Source organism: Pseudomonas sp. IT-93MI4, assembly GCF_949767635.1.
GTDB classification, from domain to species: Bacteria; Pseudomonadota; Gammaproteobacteria; order Pseudomonadales; family Pseudomonadaceae; genus Aquipseudomonas; species Aquipseudomonas putida_A.
Genome location: NZ_CATKPP010000022.1, coordinates 284728 through 303514, shown reverse-complemented (window position 1 = coordinate 303514; position 18787 = coordinate 284728). Strand labels below are relative to the sequence as shown.

Here is an 18787-nt window from a genome sequence, read left to right as displayed (position 1 = left end):
GGAAGCAATAGATCTCCGTTTTGACCTCGCTGTGAGCCACAAGAGGAAAGAGGAATGACAACGCAACAGATAACATCCGGATTGATTTCAAACCGATCATTCCTTCAACGGTTCAGAGGTAACTGAAAGCGCATCCGCACGCTGCAATTCGCGAAATCCTCACGGAACAAACGCTCGCTCATTTCGCAGTGCCCATCCGCATATTGCTTCCAAAGCGGATCATCGAACTCATCCCCTCCCAGTCGCTCAATGGCGGCCGCTAAGTCTCTCTCATGATCCTTCCCCGCAATCGCAGATGCCGCCTTGTAAAAGCCATCTAGCGGTAAGCCCGTCTGCAGAGCAATCAACTCTCCCAACCGGGCATTGGTTGTTTGCACGAGACACGCGAGCCTTTCGATGGGTGCCTCTGCACCGGGCAAAGCCGACTGATAGGTATCCTCGCAAAACGACTCTTTGAAACGCACCCATTTCTTCTGCACATCGGTCAGCTGATTCTTGTCAGCAGGCGCCAAACTGACCAAAACTTTCTTATATTGCTCATTCAACACTGCATCGACTTTCTCGAAAGTCTGCTGACCACAAATGATCAAATCGGGATTGGAAAAACTGTCGGGATTACAGACTTCCTGGGCATGCGCAGGAATCAGCAAAGCAGCAAAAAAAACACCCGCGACCGGCCTACAGAGCGCCTTGAGTTTGATCATGACCCGGATACTCCGCCACTGCGCTCAGCTACCCGAGCAGGAATTTTCAAAGCCTTTCCCGCGTCCGACATACGCGACGCATATTGCTTGTACGCCGATACCGCTCGCTCTTTATCGTTCATAGCCCAATAGCTATCTGCGAGATTCAGGTAAGCCACCGTCCGCGCTGGGTTGTGTGCAATCACCGCATTCAACAGCTCAATGGACTCTGCGTAGTAACCCGCTTCGCCGAGTAAAAAACCTAAGTCGTTGGACCAGCCGGGACGCTGCGGGTAGTAGTACTTTGCGACGATATAGCTATCGGGGGGACAAGTGTCATGCGAGCCACCGCCCATCAACACGTAGCTCATCGTATCCTTGAGGGAAAACTCATCACCCTTTCTATAGGCTGCCAGCGCCATATCCAGAAGATCAGCCGAATCGACGGTCATCAATTTCTTAACACCCTCAATACGACCAACACGAGCAACCTGCAACTTCTGCAGCACTTCACGCCCATCGAAAGAAGCGAGAGTGATTGGGCCCAATGTCTGCACCGGCAACTCCACTACGCTGACGAGCGATCGATCACATGAGTCGTTATTCGCCACTTCTAGCAGAGCTTTCAGCTCAAACTGCTTCGAGCTTCTATTGAAGGCGAACAACAGGTTGAAGTTATAAACCGCGTTGTCTTCCTCACTGGTTACCAGCGCTATGTAATCCCCAGCCTCAACGAACGGCTGCTTGACGACAGCTTCCTCAGCCTGCGGATCAATGACAGTCATGACGCCAGGGCGACCTTTGAGTACATGGACGCTGAAGACACCCTGAAGCGCAGACGAGTACTGACTCTTGATCAGAGGCAGCGCCTTCGACGTATCGAGCAAGATGTTCTCATCACGTGCCTGTACCGGCGCAATCAACAACCGGTTGGAGACCTCGTCCGCTTCGCCCGCCAGCACAAAGACGTTTTGCCGAGATTCATCGCCTAATAAGTTTGCCGGGATTTCCTTGAGAACTTGGGGCGCAGCAAGCGCGGGAGAACCCGGTACAGCGACACAACAAGTTAGAGCGCAGAGAACGCTCTGCAATACGCGTTTCACTTTCTTCAATCCTTGATTCAATCAAATGATGTCCAAATACGCCCAATAGATCTTGCCCGTTTAAGCACCGGGCTCAAACGAACCGCATTTCAGTTCTTTGATTTGCTCATTCTGAATCGGAATCACACAGGCAAGGCGCCTCTCTCCAAGTCCACGAAGCTCCGTCAAACTGAGCGTCACGTGCAACCCATCCTCGGCAAACGCATGATCCTCAAACCCGGCATCGGCATAGTCCGTCCAAAATGCCTTGCCTTCGAGACTGCAGAACCGCTTGAAGGACAGCACTCTCCAACCGCCATTGGGCGCCAATATCTGGACTGTCAGGCAAGGGCTGCCAAAGGTGCTGACATAGCGCGCGACGACATCCCCAAATCGATGGGCGTCGGTTCTGGACACTTTGTTGAGATCGACCACATTACCCGGCTCATCAGCGACGATCGTGTCCAGATAAGCCGCACGTTCCAGACTCATTCTGGCCACGCAGTTGTTGATAGTCGTGACATGCGCTGCCACCCCAGGCTCGATTTCCGTGGCTTCAAGCGGGCATGTGGTGTCGCGTAGCTTGATCCAGGCGCGCTGGGATTCTCTGGCCATGGCGACCAGCGCCTTACCCTGCTCAGGGTCGCGCCGCTGTTGAGCCTCAAACCGTCCCAGCAGTTTCTTGTAGCTGGCATTGAGTTGCGTGTCGGCTTCCTTGCGGGCTGCCTCCACACACCGATCGACCTGGGCGCTAACGGTGATTTCTTTGCAGTCGTCCTCGGCCATCGCAAAAGAGGCAAACAGGCATCCAAAGGACAACGCGATAAAACGCACAAACATGTTCAGTTTTTCATTCCCTGAATTGCGGATCGCTCAACTACGCGTCGAGGTATTTTCTGCGCCCTGCCGTCGGCACTCATCGCGTCGCGGTACTGGATGTAATAGCGCTGCGCTTCATCTTTGCGATCAAGGCGCCAGAGCGAGTCGGCAATGTTCAACATCAGTACCGTGCGTTTACCAACGGCTTCAACGCCGCGATAAAACTTCAGCGCCAGCTCATCTCTACCGCCCTCGGCTAGATAAAAACCCAGGTCGTTGTACGCCTGAACATTTTGCGCCGGGGGATGGCACGCCATGTAGGACTCGGGGCTTAAAAAGTTCAGGCCCCATTCGATGGATTCTGCGCGGGATTGCGCCGGCCTCATACTTGAAACATATTTCAGCAAGTCCTTTGGGGACTTCGTCTCCAGGGCAGGAGTGAGCACATCACCGTCTGCGGAAATCCACTGATTGCCCTTCCACTGACCGACACAAAAAGTGGACCAACGATCAGCCAGCACGCAACCGGTCTCCATGGAGATCACAACGCAATGCTGTTGCGACTCCAGTTTTTCTTCACCATTCTCGAGCGACAACATCCCGAAGATCACTGGATCGAGCAGCAGAGTTTTCTTGTCAGGACTGAGCATATTGGAATGCCCATCGGCGCCAATGTCGGCGCCGAAAAGCGGGAAGGTTTTGCCGTTGGCGGTGAACCATGCGGTCCCCGGCTCAACGCCGGGCATAGTCCACTTTGTCGCTCGAAACGTAACCGTGTGTCCGTCGATACCGACTATGGGCGGGTCCTCGGCAAGGGCACTTGTGGCGGCAAGAAGGCAGTTGATCATCAACACCCACTTAAGGCTGGCCATAGACGATCCTCTTCACCGCCGGGCTTTCTGACATTAGCTGTCTCTTCGTAACGCCATAGGCCTTGATCAGCTCTTCCCGAGATCCCTTCGAGCCAAAAGAGCGTTGGTTATTATCGAAGCTGTATTGCTCCAATAGCCCTGCTGTCGAGTAATACCCATGCCACTCCGCGCAGGCACCACAACCGCCATATCCGCCTATCGAAACAAGGCTGCCCTGGGTGCCTTCCACGCAATCCATCGCCACAACGACATTGCTCAACATCTTCGTCTTCGCACCGTCGGAAGTGAGTTGTGAAACTTTGCTGATATCGCGTCGAAGCACCTTGCTACCGATGTTGATGGTCTGGTCGGAGCAAACCGGGATAACGTGGGTTTCCGCATCATCCACCGTCACCGATCGGCAAGACGACACCAACACCACTTCAACACCGCCGCACTGCATGACATCGCGTTGGGTGTAAGCATCCGTCGGCGCGGCGAAGGCTGGGGAAGAGAACAACCATGCCAGCCCCCCGAAAAACAAAAACTGATTCATTAAGAAATCCTTTTCGCCGTTAACCAGCCTGTTGTTCCGCCAAGCACTTCGCATAGCCGTCCGCAAACTTGGCATCGAATGACAATGCCACTGGCTCCTCCAACTCCGCCGAGCTATTGAGCAATACACGGGTAGCCGGGGTGTATTTGATCCAGCCAATCGTGCCGGTGCCGTCGGTGTCGAAAAACAGCTGAGCGCGCACTACTTCACCGTCATCCTCATCGATCAGCAAATTGACCTTGTCCTTGCCGACATAACGAAACGGAAAATCGCTGCTCCTGACAAGCTCAGTAAGGTAGCCGTAGCAACTCCCTTCGCTGGCAGTCGCGGGCAGTGAATGAGATAAAAGCGAAAGCGCAATCAGCACAGGCCGAATGAAAAACCGATTCATCGACTCACTCCTCATCCATCGGCGACGATTCCACGTCTGTCATGCTCAGCAGCCGGAATTCGTTATTCACAAACTCGTAGTAACGATCCCGGTTGCCGCTTTCCAACGCATTCCCTTGGGCGTCCTCTTCACCGTCGAGCGTGATGCCGGAGACGATGATCAAACGACTATCGGGCTGGTAAACCATGCCGAAGGTGCTGCCGTCGTAAGCATTCGGCAGACCGCCAACAACCTCACCGGTCTGGGCATCCAGCACTTCGCCGCAAATGGCGCTGCCGCCACAACCTAGTCTGTGCAGGATGTAATGGCCGGCGAAGTTGACCTTGCCTTGCAAGGCTTGCACCCGTGCCTGATCCATCATTGAGCTGCTGTTTTCTTGCAGCACCAACTTATGGTTGGGGCCGGTGAACACTGGCGTGACGGTGTAATCCTTGAAGGTTGGGTCGGCAGCGAATGCCATGGACGCGGCAGCCAATATCAAGCTGCCGAGAACAATCGAAAATCCTTTCACGTAGTAACTCCGTAAATGCAGTGGGGACCGTCGGCTCACTCAGACTGCCCTTCATAAAGCTGTGTGTGCGGATTGAATCGCCACAGATGTGGCCGGGTCATGGCCTCTTTGCCCTTGTAGCGGATCTGGCCGCGCTTATCGCGAATGTAGGAGTAGATCTCGATGTCTTTTACATCGCCGCCGTTTTTGGGCGTACCGTCCAGAACTTTGACCTCGGCGAAATAATCGCCCCCGACATGCTTCAAGTAACCGTGGCACTGGATGAGGAAGGCGAAGGTCGAGTCACCCGCTGAACCACGGCTTGAGTAGGAGGTGAAAATGAAATCTTCCTGGCCGTCGTCATTAAGATCGCCGTGATACACCACCTTGCCCTCCTCCAGACTGAATCCATCAGGTTGAAAACTTGAATGTATATCCAGGATGTAATCGGGTCTTTCCACCCATTGCGAGAGAAAATTCTTCGTATCGGTCTCCGAATTGCACAGATCCGTCGCCATGCTCACCATCGGCAACCAGGCCAAACACATCAACAACCGTCGTTTCACTTCGTATCCTTCGAATTCATCAATTGCAACTCACCATCCCGATACAACACCTCACACCCCACCCACGCAGGATCCACCTGCGGCATCACCGCCGACGGCTTTCGCAATTCGCGCAGCAACGTCGAGCCATGCGACAACCGCCCACCCATCCGCGCAATCACTGCCCGCGCCGTTTGGTAATGCGCGTGCCGCCCCGGATCGAGGGTGTCTTCGAGCAAAATATCCTCGCCCAGAATGCCTTGCACTTGCCCCGGATAAATCATGAAACCGGTGGCCTGCTCCGCACCTTCGCGACCGTCCTGCCAGAAGCTGCCGTCACGGGTGCGCACGTCGGGATGCGGCGCAAACCAGTGCTCGCGATCCGCCATCGGCATGGCGTGATGCAGACGGAAGAAGATGCGCATCAGGTTGTCGCGGTACCACTCGCGTACTTGCAGGTAGTAACCGCGCAGGCCCGGCAGGCCGGTCGAATGCGCGAGGCGGACCAGCCCGGACCATTGCGGGAATGGCTGTAGCGGCAGCTCGCTCGACGCGGGTCGCGGGGTGGCCGGATCGGTTTCCCACGGCAATCGGTGCGGACAGTTTTCCAGGTTGTCGTACGCGGTCGGCGGGCGGCCCAGCCAGTCGCCGCCACTGCTCGCCAGCGCCGTGGCAATGCACAGATTGCCTTGCACGACGAACACGTAAAACCGTGTGAACCAGTCCGCCAATTGCTGACCATCGGCAGCTTGGGCGACGAGTTCGGCCAGTTCCCGATCGAAGCGCTGCAAGCCGTTTTCAAGATTCAGCAAATGGCCGCGAGCCTTGCGTTGCATACGTAAAAACAGCGGCAAAGAACGCAGCATCTTCAGCGGTTGCCACGGCAGATGCGGCGTCGCTCCGCCAACTTCACCGGCGTAGTTAGCGGCGCTGATGCCCCAGTCGGCCAACCGGGCAAGAAACAGATCATTGTTGATGTAGGAAGCACCGCCGAACACAGCAGTGAATGGCTCGTTGTCCTGCAACACTCGCGCATCCCAGCGCGCCATGATCGCCGGGATACTCGCTGCCGCGCGGCGCTGGGCGTACTCGACCAGCACGCTCGGTTGCGGCGGCAGGATCTCGGCGATGTTGGCGGCGGTCAGGTGCCGGCGCCAGCCATAATCGCTGATCGGCCGGTATTGCAGCAGCCACAGTTGCGAGCCGTCCCAGGCCCATTCGACGTCGCCGGGCACATAGTGGAACACGCGCAACACGTCTTGCAGAAAGCACCACAGCAGGTCTTCGGTCAAGCCGTGGGACGGCGTGAACGTGCCGCTGCGCCAGGCATCACCAAGCCGCGAAAGCGTTGCTTGTGAGGGGCTGACGTGACCGTCGGCCAGCGTTTCGAGATGGCCTTCAACCCACTCCAGCTCTACCGAGAGATGGCGCACGAACGCGATCCCGGAAACTACCGGCGTGATGAAGCGCTGCACCACCACTTCCTCGACGCCTTCGGCCGTCAGTTCGGCGATGCGTTTCGACACATTGGCGGTCGGCTCGCGCAGATAGGTTGTGCTCAAACCGGCATTTGCCGAATCGGCCTGATCCTCGCCATAACTGGAGGAGCGCACCGCCCAGGTCACGTCGGGTTGGGCAGCGAGAAATGCTGGCAGACGCGGATCATTGCAATCGTTGAGGGTCAGCGCCGCCGGCACCGCTTGCCGGGCCAGTTCAGCCAAGCGCAAACGCCCGCCCTTGGTGTGCGCGACAAACCCGCGCTCGCCCGACTCCAGCCACTGCGCGAACTGCGCAGGCGAGTCGATCCACGGGTAATGGCCCCAACCGGGTTTGAGGCTGATAGTCAGATCAGCGCGAGCGAGAATCGCCGACCACGCCGCCGCTTGCTCGATGCCGAGCACAGCGTCCTGATCGCCCCAGACCAGCTCGACCGGATCGGTGATCCACTCCAGCAGCGGCAGCGCAGTGTCGGCACGAATCAGATCCCAATGCGGAACGAACGCACGGCAGCGCGCATAACCGGCGCCCATGCGCTGGTATTGCGCGGGGGTCCAGGTCTGGTTGGAGAACTTGCGCGCGAACAGCGCGGGTTTGTTCGACAGCAGCCAGTGAATGGTCTTGCGAATCGGCAGCGGCGACATCAGCGCCGGCAACCGCCGCTGCCATAGAAACGCACCGACTGGCGCCAACAAAACGCTGCGGGAGAAGTGCCCCGGCCGACGTTGCAACGCATGCAACACCAGCAACGCATTGACCCCGACCGCCATGATCGCGCTGCCCTGCTGTGTCATCGCCAGCAAGGTCTGCGCGTAGTCCGCCAGATCCTCGCAGGGCGGCTGCAGGTTGGCGCCGAAGCCCGGCAGCTCCAGCGGCACCACGTCGTAACGCTGAAAGTGCGGCAGCGCGTCACTCCACCAATCGGCGGCGCTGCCGTTGCCGGCCAGCAGATACATCAAGGGCTTGCTCATGGACGATCCTCAGGTCAGATCGCGCAGAGCAGCGTCGAGGGTTGGATAACGGAATGTGTAGCCAGCCTCGGTCAAACGCTGCGGCACCACGCGCTGACCATCGAAGAACAACTGCGCCATCTCCCCTGCCAGCGCACGCACTGGCGCGGCGGGAATATGGAACCACACCGGACGCTTGAGGACCTTGCCGGCCTGCTCGGCGAACGCTGCCTGACTGACCGTTTCCGGCGCCACCATGTTGTAGGTACCGCGCAGACTGTCGTCATCGAAAGCCATTGCGATCACCTGAAGCACATCATCGCGATGCACCCAACTCATGATCTGCCGACCATCGCCCATGCGCCCGCCGAAGCCCAAGCGGAACGGCAGCAGCAACGGCGTCAACGCGCCGCCCGGGCCGAAGACCACGCCAAGACGCAGCACCACCTGACGCACGCCAAACTCAGTGGCCGGTTGCGCGGCGGCTTCCCAACGCGCGCAGAGTTCGGCCATGAAACCGTCGCCCTTGCTGGCGTGTTCACCGAGGCTTTCGCTGGCATCGCGCACGCCGTAGAAGCCGATGGCAGAGGCTTGAATCCACAGCGATGGTTTTTGCTTGGTGTTCTTTAGCCAGGTCATCAATGCTTCGGTGGTGCCGACTCGGCTGGCGAGCAGTTGCGCCTGACGTTTGGGAGTCCAGCGTGGGCCGGCGACGGGTGCGCCGGCGAGATTGATCACTACGTCGAAGGCTTCGTCGCGGCTGAGTTCGCTGAGCGAATGCACGCAGCGGGCGCGGCCGTCGAATAGATTGGCCGCGTTCAACGGGTCGCGCGTTAGGACGCTGACCGAATGGCTGGCGTCTAGCAGTTGGTTGACCAAAGCTTCACCGATGAACCCGGTGCCGCCGGTGATCAGCACGCGCTTGAAAGCGCCGCTGGCAAACGGGTTAGACAGGCTCGTTGTGTTTACTGCAGGAGACTTCCGGCGGTCATGGCGATACAGCCACACCAGCGGCGGTAACAACACCAGCAACGCAAAACCGTCGAGCCACAGATGCGACCAAACCTGCTTTTGCGCAGACAGCCACATGTCCTGCGGCGCCCATAACAGGATGCCGGCGATCAACCATCCCCACACTGCTGGAGCTTTCAAGCGATTGCCCAAGTGCACCAGCGCGAGCATGTACAGCGAATAACTTTGCAGCGTCGCGCCAAACAGCGCGAGCCACCAGACCTGTTGTTCGTGGCCGGCGGCAGGTACCGCATCGGCGCCCCAGAATGCGAGTTCCAGGGTGTGCAGATAGCCGTCAAGTAATCCGGAATGCCCGGCCCAGGCCAGGGTGAGGCCGGCAAGTATGTGCACGATTGCGGCGGTGTATAACCAGAACACTACCGCGGGGCGAAGCGAGGTCGAGGGGGCTGGCATTCCGTGTCCTGAGCGCATTACTTGGGGTGGAGAGTTTAAGGGGGACGGGCAAAACTCAATACACAATCCGCCCCCATTCAACCTGCTTACTTTAATGCTTGGATGGTTGGGTCTTGATAGCTCGAATCAATTTCAATACCCGCCTTTTCCGCCTTGTTTTCCCGGGACTGCCGAATCGCAGCGTATTCTTTCAACTTGCCTGGTAGCAGTTCTTTCCAGCGTTTTTTATCTTCAGTCTCTGGAAAAGCAGCACTCCAATACTCACGGTCGGTTGTGAAGCTCAAGCTCACCAAATAGGTTCCGCGCTCATCAGGAGCATCATCAGAATCTCGCCGCCATGCCTTCAACGTCAGATGATTGCCATCTTTGTGAAAATGCCAATTGTAAAATTTACCAACCTTCAACCACCGCTCAAGATCCAGTTCATAGTTCGGATCCAGCCACGGGTGGCTTAATACGTAATCCCCCATAACTTCATCAGCTGAATTAATCTTGTCAATCTGACTGCCCGAAATTCTTGGGTCAGAAGGTGCGTAATAGTGCATCCAACCCGCTTTTTTTATGTCTTTAATCAACCCGTACAAAAACGCTCGATACTCATCATGTTTGCTGCCATCCGGGAGGCTGCGAACCGATAAGTCAAGGTTCTCTATAGTCGTACCTACCTCACCATCTACTGCAGTGCTGACGCTGGCGACCTGATTCAGTCGCAGATTTTTATTCACCTCAACTGACGGCAGATCATCGTCACCGAAAGACTTCTTGACTTTATACCAACACATGTTTACGTCAGAGATGCACTCTTTCGAGAAAGGCACCGGGGAATTAGAAAGTAGATCTTTGATCTCTTCGCCAATCTCAACACTGATTAGCGGATTTTTGTTCGTCATGGAGCCAGCTCCTACACTGTCTGAATCGCCGCATGCTGCAAGCAATAAAAAAACCAATAAGCCATAAAATTTCATTTCCGGTTTTTCCAGGTAGAAATCATCCCTATTTGCTGCTCCATATATTCTTTTTTCTGCCCCATCATTTTATGGTACTGCTCTGCAATTTCCTGAATGAACACCATTCGATCTGACTCGTTAAACAAATCGCCTTTCGTCATCTGAACTCTCAACTCCTTATTGTTCACATCACAAGCAGAACTAAAAGAGGCAACCCGTAACGGTACAAAAGGGGCACCTTCGGCAGCAGCTTGAGTCTGTAGAACCTTCTGAAACAGAAATCCGTTGTAAATAAGCGGCTGAAGAATTCTTCTTTGCTCATGATCAGCAATTGCCAGAAGCGATTGCTGCTGAAGATTTCGTTTCGCAACTGGATCAGATGTCGTCTCGGATTTTTTTATAAGATTGAAGCCAGTGGTGATATCTGGGGTCAAGCCCAGATTATTCAGAACGGGTAGTGCATCGTCTGCCCAAGGCAGTTCATCAATATTCATTTGAACTTGCGCATCACAGCTCTTGGCATTTCGCTTCGGCGCACAATCATTAAATTGTTCTGGATACTTTTTATAGAACCAGTGCCAAACAAAAATATCCTGAAACAGCCAAAAATTGCCCATACCGAGGCCGTTTTTACCTATTTTGTAGGGGATCTGAAACGGCAACGGCACTATCCCTGTCAGGTACGGTTCCGAAGGAATGTAATCCAGACCGCACATGACCTGCTTACTCGCGAAAGCTGCCAGCCCCATCCAATAAAATCTACCTTTTAAGTCTGGCTTTCCATCTTCACCACGCTCCAAATAAAACTCGGCATAGGCAGCGGCGATGCGTGCGGCTCGTGCGCTGAAATCACCCACCAATACCATCTTGCTGGACGAAGAGAACCAGCTCGTCTCAGCCACACTTAGCCGACTGATCGCCTCTTGCTGCCCCATCGTCCACAATTTGTCACATTTCAACGTAATGTCTTGAACGGAGCAGCTCTGATTGTTTGTTTTGAAGGTAGCAACAGGTGTGCTCATTTATTTCTACTCGCTTCGTAATCGTCGGAGCCTTCCGGCACGATGAGTTCATCCCACATCAAATGGACTTCCGCGGTTTCCTCGCTATCGCTTACAACACGCGGGTGCAGACCCTCGGTGTTGCTTTTGGAGATTTTTGGAGCGACTGAAGAAGGGAGAATAATTGCGGCTTTTACCGACTTGATAGGTTGACCTAGGCCAGTCACAAAACGGATCTGTTCATCATATTTCGGGCTATTCGCAGTCCCGGATTTAAGTGTATTGCCCGCCCGAGCCTGATCAGCAATCAGTGGAATGACCGGAGCCAGAATCCCGATCCCGGTGCCACTCCCCGGCGAGCCCCCGGCATTAATCTTCACCACCGGCCCAACCACCGTCACACCACCGCCATCAAGCTTGATAAAGCTCCCACCCCCAAGAATGGTCAGCTCCGTCCCCGCCTCAATAACAATCTTGTCCCCAGCCTTGAGGTGAATCTCTTTCCCCACGCTGGTGAGCTGCGCAGTCCCCAGCTTCACATGCTGGTTCTGCCCAACCGTGAGGTGATCATCCAGCTTCGCTTCAACCTTGCGGTCGGAAATCGTCGTGCGGTGTTCTTCAGCCTTGAGCTCGGTGTAAGTGTTCTTCACCACCGTGTCATGACGTTCATTGCCGACACGAATCTTCTGGTCGTGCTCGATGTTCTCGTCCCAGTCGCGCTGGGCGTGGATGTAGATCTGCTCCGCACCTTTCTTGTCTTCGATGCGCAGTTCGTTGTAACCGCCACCACCCGGGGAGCTGAGGGTTTTGAAGACGCTGCGGGTTTTGTTGGCCGGCAGGGCGTACGGCACCGGGTTTTCCTTGTGGTACAGGCAGCCGGTGACGAGGGGTTGGTCGGGGTCGCCTTCGAGGAAGGTGACGAGGACTTCCATGCCGATGCGCGGGATGCTGATGGCGCCGTAGCGGTCGCCGGCCCAGGAGCTGGAGACGCGTAGCCAGCAGCTGGTTTTGTCGTCGGCCAGGCCTTCGCGGTCCCAGTGGAACTGGACTTTGATGCGGCCGTATTGGTCGCAGTGGATTTCTTCGCCTTTGGGGCCGGTGACCATGGCAGTCTGGCTGCCGAGCACGCGCGGTTTCGGGTGTTCGAGGGCCGGCCGGTAGAACACGTCCCACGGGGTGGCGAGGAAGGTGTTGCGGTAGCCCTGGTGGAAGTCGTCCTTGTTGTCGGTGGTGTCGCTGGTCACGCCTTCTTCGAGGACTTGCGGCTGTTTGCCTTCGTGGAAGATTTCGGTGAGCAGCCACAGGTCGTTCCACTCGCTGCGCGGGTGGTCGGACATGGCCATGAAGTGACCGCTGACCAGTTTGGTCTGGTCGCCGCGACCTTCGGCCTGGCGGTAGTCGGCGCGATGGCGTTCGAGGGCGCGCTGGCTGAGGAACTTGCCGCGCGCGCGGTCGATGAAGCGGCCCGGGTAGTCGTAGTCTTCGAGATCCGGTTCAGTGCTCTCGCCATCCGGTTTGTAAGCCGCTTCCATCTGCAGGCGCGGTTTTTCGAAGTCGTAGTCGCGGCGCGTGGTGCGGCTGGTGCGGGTTTCCAGGCGCAGTTTGAAGCCTTTGATCACCGGCTCTTCAGCGACCATGCCGCTGCCCTGTATGTAGGCGGTCGGCTGGCCGAGGTCGGGGAACACGGTCTGGTCGTCGCCGAACACCAGCAGGTGGCCCTTGTCGCTGTGCTGGAAGTGGTAGTGAATACCCTCCTCCTCGCACAGGCGCTGGACGAAGTGCAGATCGGTTTCGTCGTACTGCACGCAGTAGTCGCGATCCGGGCACGGCTGGCTCAGCTGGAAGCTGTAGGCGTTGCCCTTGATCCCGTGTTCGTCGAGGATCAGCGCGATGATTTTCGGCGCCGACATCTGCTGGTAAATGCGCTGGTTGGTGCGGTGATGCAGGTATTGCAGTTGCGGCACCAGCGAGACCTTGTAGCGGGTCAGGCGCTTGCCGGCATCACCCTGGGCGACGCGGTAGATCTGCCCGTGAATGCCTGACCCTTGTGGATCGAATGCGAGGAACGCCTGCTTGTGCAGGAGTTTTTCCAGATCCAGATCGGGGTTTTCGCTGACCAGTTCGAGGTCGAAGCGAAACGGCTGGCTGATGCCTTCGGTGCCGGTGAACGACAGCACTTGCAGGTCGCCCACGTAGTCTTCGACCTTGAGGCTGAAGTGGGTTTCGTTAGCTGGGTTGAACATAAAGCGCTCCCTGTTCGAATGTCGTCCGTTACGCCCGAAGTCGCAACCGTTGCAGCCAGGACGAAGTGGCGCCCAAGGCGTCACGCAATTGTTGGGCAGTGATGGTGCGTTCTGCCGCATTGAAGCTCAGCGCGGTTCGCAGCGCTGGCCAGCCGTGTTTCGGTAAGTTCGCCGGGGCTCGCAGCTCGCGCTCCAGGTGCTCGTCGCGGGCCTGGGTCGAGGGCAAGCGGCGGAACGGGTGTTTGCCGCTCGCCAGTTCATAGATCACGCAAGCCACGCCGTACACGTCCGCGCTGGCCGACAACGGTTGGCCCTCAAGCAGTTCGGGGGCGGCGTAGCCCGGGGTCCAGGCGTTGAAGCGCTCGCGGCTCAGGTGCGGCAGGCCGGGCAACACGCCCTCGTCTGCCTGGCCGAGACCGAAGTCGAACAGGCGCAGGCCGTCTTCGCTGAGCATGACATTGCTCGGTTTCATGTCACCGTGCAGCACGCCGCGACGGTGGGCGTAGGCCAGCGTGTCGAGCAGCGGCAACGCGATGTCGCGCGTTTCTTTCCACGGCAGGCCGAGAGGCCGCTCGCAGAGCAATTTGTCCAGGGTCAGGCCACGCATGTATTCCATGGTGATGAAGGCCCGCTGGCAGTCGGTATCGACTTCAAAAGTGTGCGCACGCACGACGTTGTCGTGGCGCAGGCGTCGGGTCAGGGCGAACTCGCTGTAAAGCAAGGCACTGGCGTCCGGCGATTCGGCAAATTCTTCGCTGAGGATTTTCAGCGCAATGTAAGGGTCGGGATCGCCGAACTGCTCGTGCAGCAGATCCCGTGCCCGATAGACCGCGCCCATGCCGCCCGCCCCGAGCAGACGCTCGAGGTGGTAGCGGCCGGCGAGTACGTCCGGCAATGCACCGATGCTGGCCTTGGTCGGCGCCAGCAGCGGCTCGGCGTTGTTTGCCTTGGCGAAGGCGAAGTAGGTCAGGTTGCTGGCCTGCTCTTCGCTCATCAGCAAGTCATCGACTGAGGATTCGATTTCAGTCATTGGCGGATCACCACGGCAGTCAGGTTGTCCCGAGCGGCGCCCCGCAGGGCGCCGTCGAACAGACGTTCCAGCGCCACGTGCGGCGCGCTGAGGCTGAGGGCGTTGCCGAGGGCATCGCTGCTCAGGCCCTGATACAAACCATCGCTGCACAGCAAAAACGCATCGCCCGGATAGACCTCGAGTTCGAGGACATCCAGGGTCAGTTGTTCGGCCGCACCGACGGCTCGGGTCAAGGCCTGAGCTGCCGGGTGCGCTGCCGCCTGTTCGACGCTCATCTGTTGCTCGTCGATCAGTTGCTGCTGCAGCGAATGATCCTTGGACAGCTGATACAGCCGCTGCCCGCGCCACATATAGCAACGGCTGTCGCCGGCCCAGATGCAGGCCGCGCGATTGCCTTCCACCAGCAGCGCCACGACGGTGCTGCCCATGATGCTGTCGTGGCGTCCGGCGGTGACCGTCAACTCTTGCCCCAAGCGCCGGTTCAGCCAGTGCAGGCACTGGCGGATGGCTTTGAGGCGTTCGTCGAAGTCCTCGTGCTGCGGCAGTTCAGCCAGGCTGGCGACGATCAACTGGCTGGCGATGTCGCCACCCTGATGACCGCCCATGCCGTCCGCGACCACCCACAGCCCCTGCTGTGGCGAGTCGAGGAAGGCATCTTCGTTGCGCGCCCGCACCTTGCCCGGGTCGGTACGCGCCGCGCTGCGCCAGGGACTGGCCACCAGCATCAGAGCTGCACCGGCATACGGAAGGTGCGCAGCACGCCCATGTCGAACGGGTTCGGCGTGCGCTGGCTGGTCAGCAGGTAGTTGGCGCGCAGGCCACCCACGTCAGCTTTCAGCACCAGCACGTCGCGTCCGGTCAGGTACTCGGTCTGCATCAGGTCAAACAGACGGAACAGCGACCATGGGCCGGAGTTCTTCTCGATACCGATCGGACGCCCGGCCATCTTGTCCATCACCAGGCTGGTGCGACCGTCTTCAGCGTCGGTCGGCCACTTGAACGTCATTGGCAGGATCGGACCGTGGCGGTACTCCATGGTCTTGTCGCCGAACTTGAACTCGGAACGGCTCACCGCCGGATCGAGGGTGTACGGCTCCAGTTTGAACTGCACGGTCGGCTCGGCCGGGTTGATCGAGAAGAAGCTCTGGCGAATCGTCAGCGCCGCCGCCATCTGGTCGAGGTACATCTTCGATACCGGCAGGCTGTGACCGTCGACGCTGCGCATCCGGTAGTTGCCCGGATCACCGCTGACGAACGGACGCATGTAGCTGTCGAAGAAGCGATCGACGGTGCCTTGAGCGCGGAAGAACTCGCGGAAGTCGCTGATCGCCACGTCGCTGGTGCTGCTGGCGCTGAACGGATAACGCTTGCTGATGGTTTTGCCATACACGCTGTACAGCTCGTTCTGATAACGGCCGTTCAGGTATTGGTAAGCGTCGTTGAGCACCAGGCGCCACGAGTCTTCGGCCAGCACGTTGAACCACACGCTCAGCGGACGCGGCAGGCGACCCGAGGCCGCACGCAGGTTGGTCAGCGCATCACGCTGGCCGCTCATGCGGGTTTTCGCCATTTCGAACGCGGCTTGTTCCGGCGTGCTGGAACGGGCCAGACCGGACAGTTGCAGTTGCAGGTCGTTGAGCGCGCTGATGGCCGGGGTGAGGTCTGCGGCCGGGCCGTTGTTGTCATCGAGCAAGCGATGCAGCGGCTCGAAGCGACGTTGCAGCGACTTCTTCGCGGTGTCCGGGAGGCTCTTCGCCACGGCCATCGCCGAAGCCTTGTCCGCCACGGCAGACGCCAGTTTGCCGACCTTGCCCAGTTTGCCCTTCTGCCCTGCCAGTGCATCGGCGGCATCACCGGCTTCGTCCACCGGATCGGCAGCAGCCGGGAAGCGCGTGTTCTCGCGCACTTCAGTGAGCAACGCCAGCACAGGCGAGTTGGCCGACGTCAGGCCCGCCAGTTGCTCGGCGCCTTCACCGGCGTCGCTGATCGGCGGCAAGGCCACCTGGCCAACGGCCTCGCTCCAGTAGTTGGCGTAGTCGCGGAAGTACAATTGCTCCAGCTCGACCATCAGGCGACGCAAGTCCATGTCGCTGATGCCCGCGCCTTCGCCCAGCACCCAGTTGTCACGCAGGATGTCGGTGACCAGCGCCGAACCCTGCACCGAGAAATACTGCTGATAACCCTGCTGGGTGTAGAAGCCCGGGATCACGTATTCGGTGCCGATGAACAGCGAGCCCTGCGGGCCGAGGTGTTGGCTGAAACGGTATTCCGGCAGGTTGCGCGCCTGCTCGCGGAGCATGCGGTACACCACGGTAGCCAGCGATTCGGCGCGCAGCACCTGACGTGCCTGAGTCACCAGTTGATCGTTCAGCGGGTAGATGAACGGCTGCTTCAGCAGGCGCTCAAGGTGGGTGTTCAGACCATTCTGCACCGCGGTGTTGCCGGTGTAGCGCTGCGACCAGTCAGTGGCGACCCAGTCCTTGAGCCACACGGCGTCACGACGGTCCTTCATGTTCAGCATCAGGTACGCACGCAGGCTGTTGAGCAGCTTGTCGCGGTCCTTCATATTGGCGCGAATCTGCCCTTCGAGCATCGTCGCGACCCGTGGCAGCAATTGCGCTTCGAGCTCGTGCTCGTAGGCTTGCTTGACCACCGGATTGACGTCTTCGCCCTGATACAGGCCGCCACGCTCGTGGTACGAGACGTCGCCTTTCTTCGGGAACACCTGAGTCGCGGCGTAGCTGGTATCGAGGGTTTTCAGCACGCCCATCGCATCATCACGCGGGGTCAGCGCCGAACGCTGCTGGGTCCAGTTCTGCGCCAGCGTGCGAAGGTTTTCCAGACGCTCATAGTTGGCCGAGAAACCACCGGCCCAGAGCATGCCGAACAGCGCCAATGCCGCCAGTGCGCCAACGTACAACGCACGCTGACCCCAATGGATGCGGCTGCGCTCACGCTTGTCGAGGCCGGCCAGATCCGACTCGGGGAAAATCACCCGACTGAACAGATGATGGATGAAGCGCGAACGGCCACTGCGCAGGGTTGGCAGCACACCGGCATTCATGCCGAGGTTGGCGCCGATGCCGGCGGTGGTTGCGTCCATTTCCTGCGTCAGGTGCGGAGCGCTGGTCAGGTAGAAACCCCGCAGCAGCGACGCGCGCTGATACCGGTTGCCAGTGAACGCCATGTCGACGAACAGGCACAGGCGCTCACCGATCTGCCCCAGTTGATGCGGGAAGTCGAGGATGCGGCCACGGCGCTGGGTATCGCGCTCGGAGTGCATGCGCATGATCACCTGATTGTTCAGGCGCCGCAGCAGCTCTTCGAATTCGCCGCGCAGTACCGCGACGTCGGTGCCGACCTGATCCTTGCGGAAACTGGTACCCAGCACCTGATCGCTTTCTTCGCGGGTCAGTTGATCGAAGAACTCGTCGAAACCGAGCAGCTTGTCAGCCTTGCTCAGTACCAGATACACCGGCACATCGACGTGCAGTTTCTGATAGACGTCTTGCAGACGACCGCGCACCTGGCGCGCCAGGGTGTCGATGTCCTGCTCGCTGCCACCGATCAGCGATTCCACCGGAATGGTCACCAGCACACCGTTCAACGGACGCCCGCGACGACGCTTGCGCAGCAGTTCGAGCAAGGTGGTCCAGGCACTGCCGTCGACTTCGGCGTCCGGCTGCGTGGTGTAGCGCCCGGCGGTGTCGATCAGCACACCGTGATCGGCGAAGTACCAGTCGCAATGCCGGGTGCCGAGGGTGTCGCGGGTCAGCTTGCGGTCGATCTTGTTGATCGGGAATTCCAGCCCGGAGAAGTCCAGCAGACTGGTCTTGCCGGAAGCCTGCGGACCGATCAGCAGGTACCACGGCAAGTCGTTGCGCCAGCGTTCGCTGCGGCCGCGATACAGGCTCGAAGTCTTCAGGGTTTTCAGCGCGTCCTTGAAGCGCGACTTCAACTCTTTCTGCTCTTCTTCGATCAGCTCGTCACGACGGATGCGATCCTGGCCATCTTCGGTTTCTTCGACGGCTTTCTTGCGGATGCCCGCGCGCCAGCTGACGAAGACCATGGTCAGGCCCCAGATCAGGAACAACACGGCGATGGTCAGCAGACGCGAGGTCGCGCTTTCCCAGAACTTGTAGTCATCCACCGCCAACAACGGGCCGACGAACCACACCAGCAGCGCCACGAACAGCACCAGCAGCAGAGTCCAGACCCAGGTCTGGCGCAGGAAGGCGCCGACTTTCTTGAAAAACTTTTTCATCACACGTCCCTGT

At 58.4% G+C, this 18787-nt stretch carries 16 protein-coding genes; all 16 read right to left on the bottom strand.

Going from position 1 to position 18787, the window contains the following annotated elements:
• Positions 1 to 104 precede the first annotated feature (104 nt).
• The 16 genes from ACM6I7_RS13155 to tssM all read right to left on the bottom strand — a co-directional run bounded on the left by ACM6I7_RS13155 (position 105) and on the right by tssM (position 18774).
• Positions 105 to 704, bottom strand: coding sequence for a lysozyme inhibitor LprI family protein (locus tag ACM6I7_RS13155; RefSeq protein WP_103369793.1), 600 nt, complete (start codon positions 702 to 704; stop codon positions 105 to 107).
• Entirely contained in the window at positions 701 to 1786 is a 1086-nt protein-coding gene (locus tag ACM6I7_RS13150; protein WP_103369792.1) for a tetratricopeptide repeat protein, read from the bottom strand. Before ACM6I7_RS13150 ends, ACM6I7_RS13155 begins: the two co-directional genes overlap by 4 nt.
• 60 nt (positions 1787 to 1846) lie before the next feature.
• On the bottom strand, positions 1847 to 2605 hold the full coding sequence (locus tag ACM6I7_RS13145; RefSeq protein ID WP_414888706.1) for a lysozyme inhibitor LprI family protein: 759 nt from the start codon (positions 2603 to 2605) through the stop codon (positions 1847 to 1849).
• Between the two features lie 2 nt (positions 2606 to 2607).
• Positions 2608 to 3456, bottom strand: coding sequence for a tetratricopeptide repeat protein (locus tag ACM6I7_RS13140; RefSeq protein WP_414888705.1), 849 nt, complete (start codon positions 3454 to 3456; stop codon positions 2608 to 2610).
• Positions 3443 to 3991 (bottom strand): hypothetical protein, encoded by a 549-nt coding sequence (locus ACM6I7_RS13135; protein ID WP_047596813.1) that lies wholly within the window; start codon positions 3989 to 3991, stop codon positions 3443 to 3445. The genes ACM6I7_RS13140 and ACM6I7_RS13135 overlap by 14 nt, the downstream gene beginning before the upstream one ends.
• A 19-nt stretch (positions 3992 to 4010) precedes the next feature.
• Positions 4011 to 4382: a hypothetical protein gene (locus tag ACM6I7_RS13130; protein WP_052032672.1), complete on the bottom strand. Its 372-nt coding sequence runs from the start codon at positions 4380 to 4382 to the stop codon at positions 4011 to 4013.
• Between the two features lie 4 nt (positions 4383 to 4386).
• The gene (locus ACM6I7_RS13125) at positions 4387 to 4842 is read right to left on the bottom strand and encodes a hypothetical protein (RefSeq protein WP_183783528.1); all 456 of its coding nucleotides are present in this window, start codon (positions 4840 to 4842) and stop codon (positions 4387 to 4389) included.
• 86 nt (positions 4843 to 4928) lie between these two features.
• A complete protein-coding gene (locus ACM6I7_RS13120; protein ID WP_285373427.1) occupies positions 4929 to 5438 on the bottom strand; it encodes a hypothetical protein in 510 nt (169 codons plus the stop codon).
• On the bottom strand, positions 5435 to 7885 hold the full coding sequence (locus tag ACM6I7_RS13115; RefSeq protein WP_183783261.1) for an alpha/beta fold hydrolase: 2451 nt from the start codon (positions 7883 to 7885) through the stop codon (positions 5435 to 5437). The genes ACM6I7_RS13120 and ACM6I7_RS13115 overlap by 4 nt, the downstream gene beginning before the upstream one ends.
• 9 nt (positions 7886 to 7894) lie before the next feature.
• The gene (locus tag ACM6I7_RS13110) at positions 7895 to 9289 is read right to left on the bottom strand and encodes a TIGR01777 family oxidoreductase (protein WP_183783263.1); all 1395 of its coding nucleotides are present in this window, start codon (positions 9287 to 9289) and stop codon (positions 7895 to 7897) included.
• A gap of 86 nt (positions 9290 to 9375) precedes the next feature.
• Positions 9376 to 10254 (bottom strand): hypothetical protein, encoded by an 879-nt coding sequence (locus ACM6I7_RS13105; RefSeq protein ID WP_096795402.1) that lies wholly within the window; start codon positions 10252 to 10254, stop codon positions 9376 to 9378.
• Positions 10251 to 11258 (bottom strand): DUF2515 family protein, encoded by a 1008-nt coding sequence (locus ACM6I7_RS13100; RefSeq protein ID WP_096795403.1) that lies wholly within the window; start codon positions 11256 to 11258, stop codon positions 10251 to 10253. Before ACM6I7_RS13100 ends, ACM6I7_RS13105 begins: the two co-directional genes overlap by 4 nt.
• The gene (locus ACM6I7_RS13095; RefSeq protein ID WP_414888704.1) at positions 11255 to 13480 is read right to left on the bottom strand and encodes a type VI secretion system tip protein VgrG; all 2226 of its coding nucleotides are present in this window, start codon (positions 13478 to 13480) and stop codon (positions 11255 to 11257) included. Before ACM6I7_RS13095 ends, ACM6I7_RS13100 begins: the two co-directional genes overlap by 4 nt.
• 28 nt (positions 13481 to 13508) lie before the next feature.
• Positions 13509 to 14510 carry a serine/threonine-protein kinase gene (locus ACM6I7_RS13090; protein WP_096795405.1) on the bottom strand — a complete coding sequence of 334 codons (1002 nt, stop codon included), beginning with the start codon at positions 14508 to 14510 and terminating at the stop codon, positions 13509 to 13511.
• A complete protein-coding gene (locus tag ACM6I7_RS13085) occupies positions 14507 to 15235 on the bottom strand; it encodes a PP2C family protein-serine/threonine phosphatase (protein ID WP_027610389.1) in 729 nt (242 codons plus the stop codon). The genes ACM6I7_RS13090 and ACM6I7_RS13085 overlap by 4 nt, the downstream gene beginning before the upstream one ends.
• Positions 15235 to 18774 carry a type VI secretion system membrane subunit TssM gene (gene tssM, locus ACM6I7_RS13080; protein ID WP_414888702.1) on the bottom strand — a complete coding sequence of 1180 codons (3540 nt, stop codon included), beginning with the start codon at positions 18772 to 18774 and terminating at the stop codon, positions 15235 to 15237. Before tssM ends, ACM6I7_RS13085 begins: the two co-directional genes overlap by 1 nt.
• Positions 18775 to 18787 lie beyond the last annotated feature (13 nt).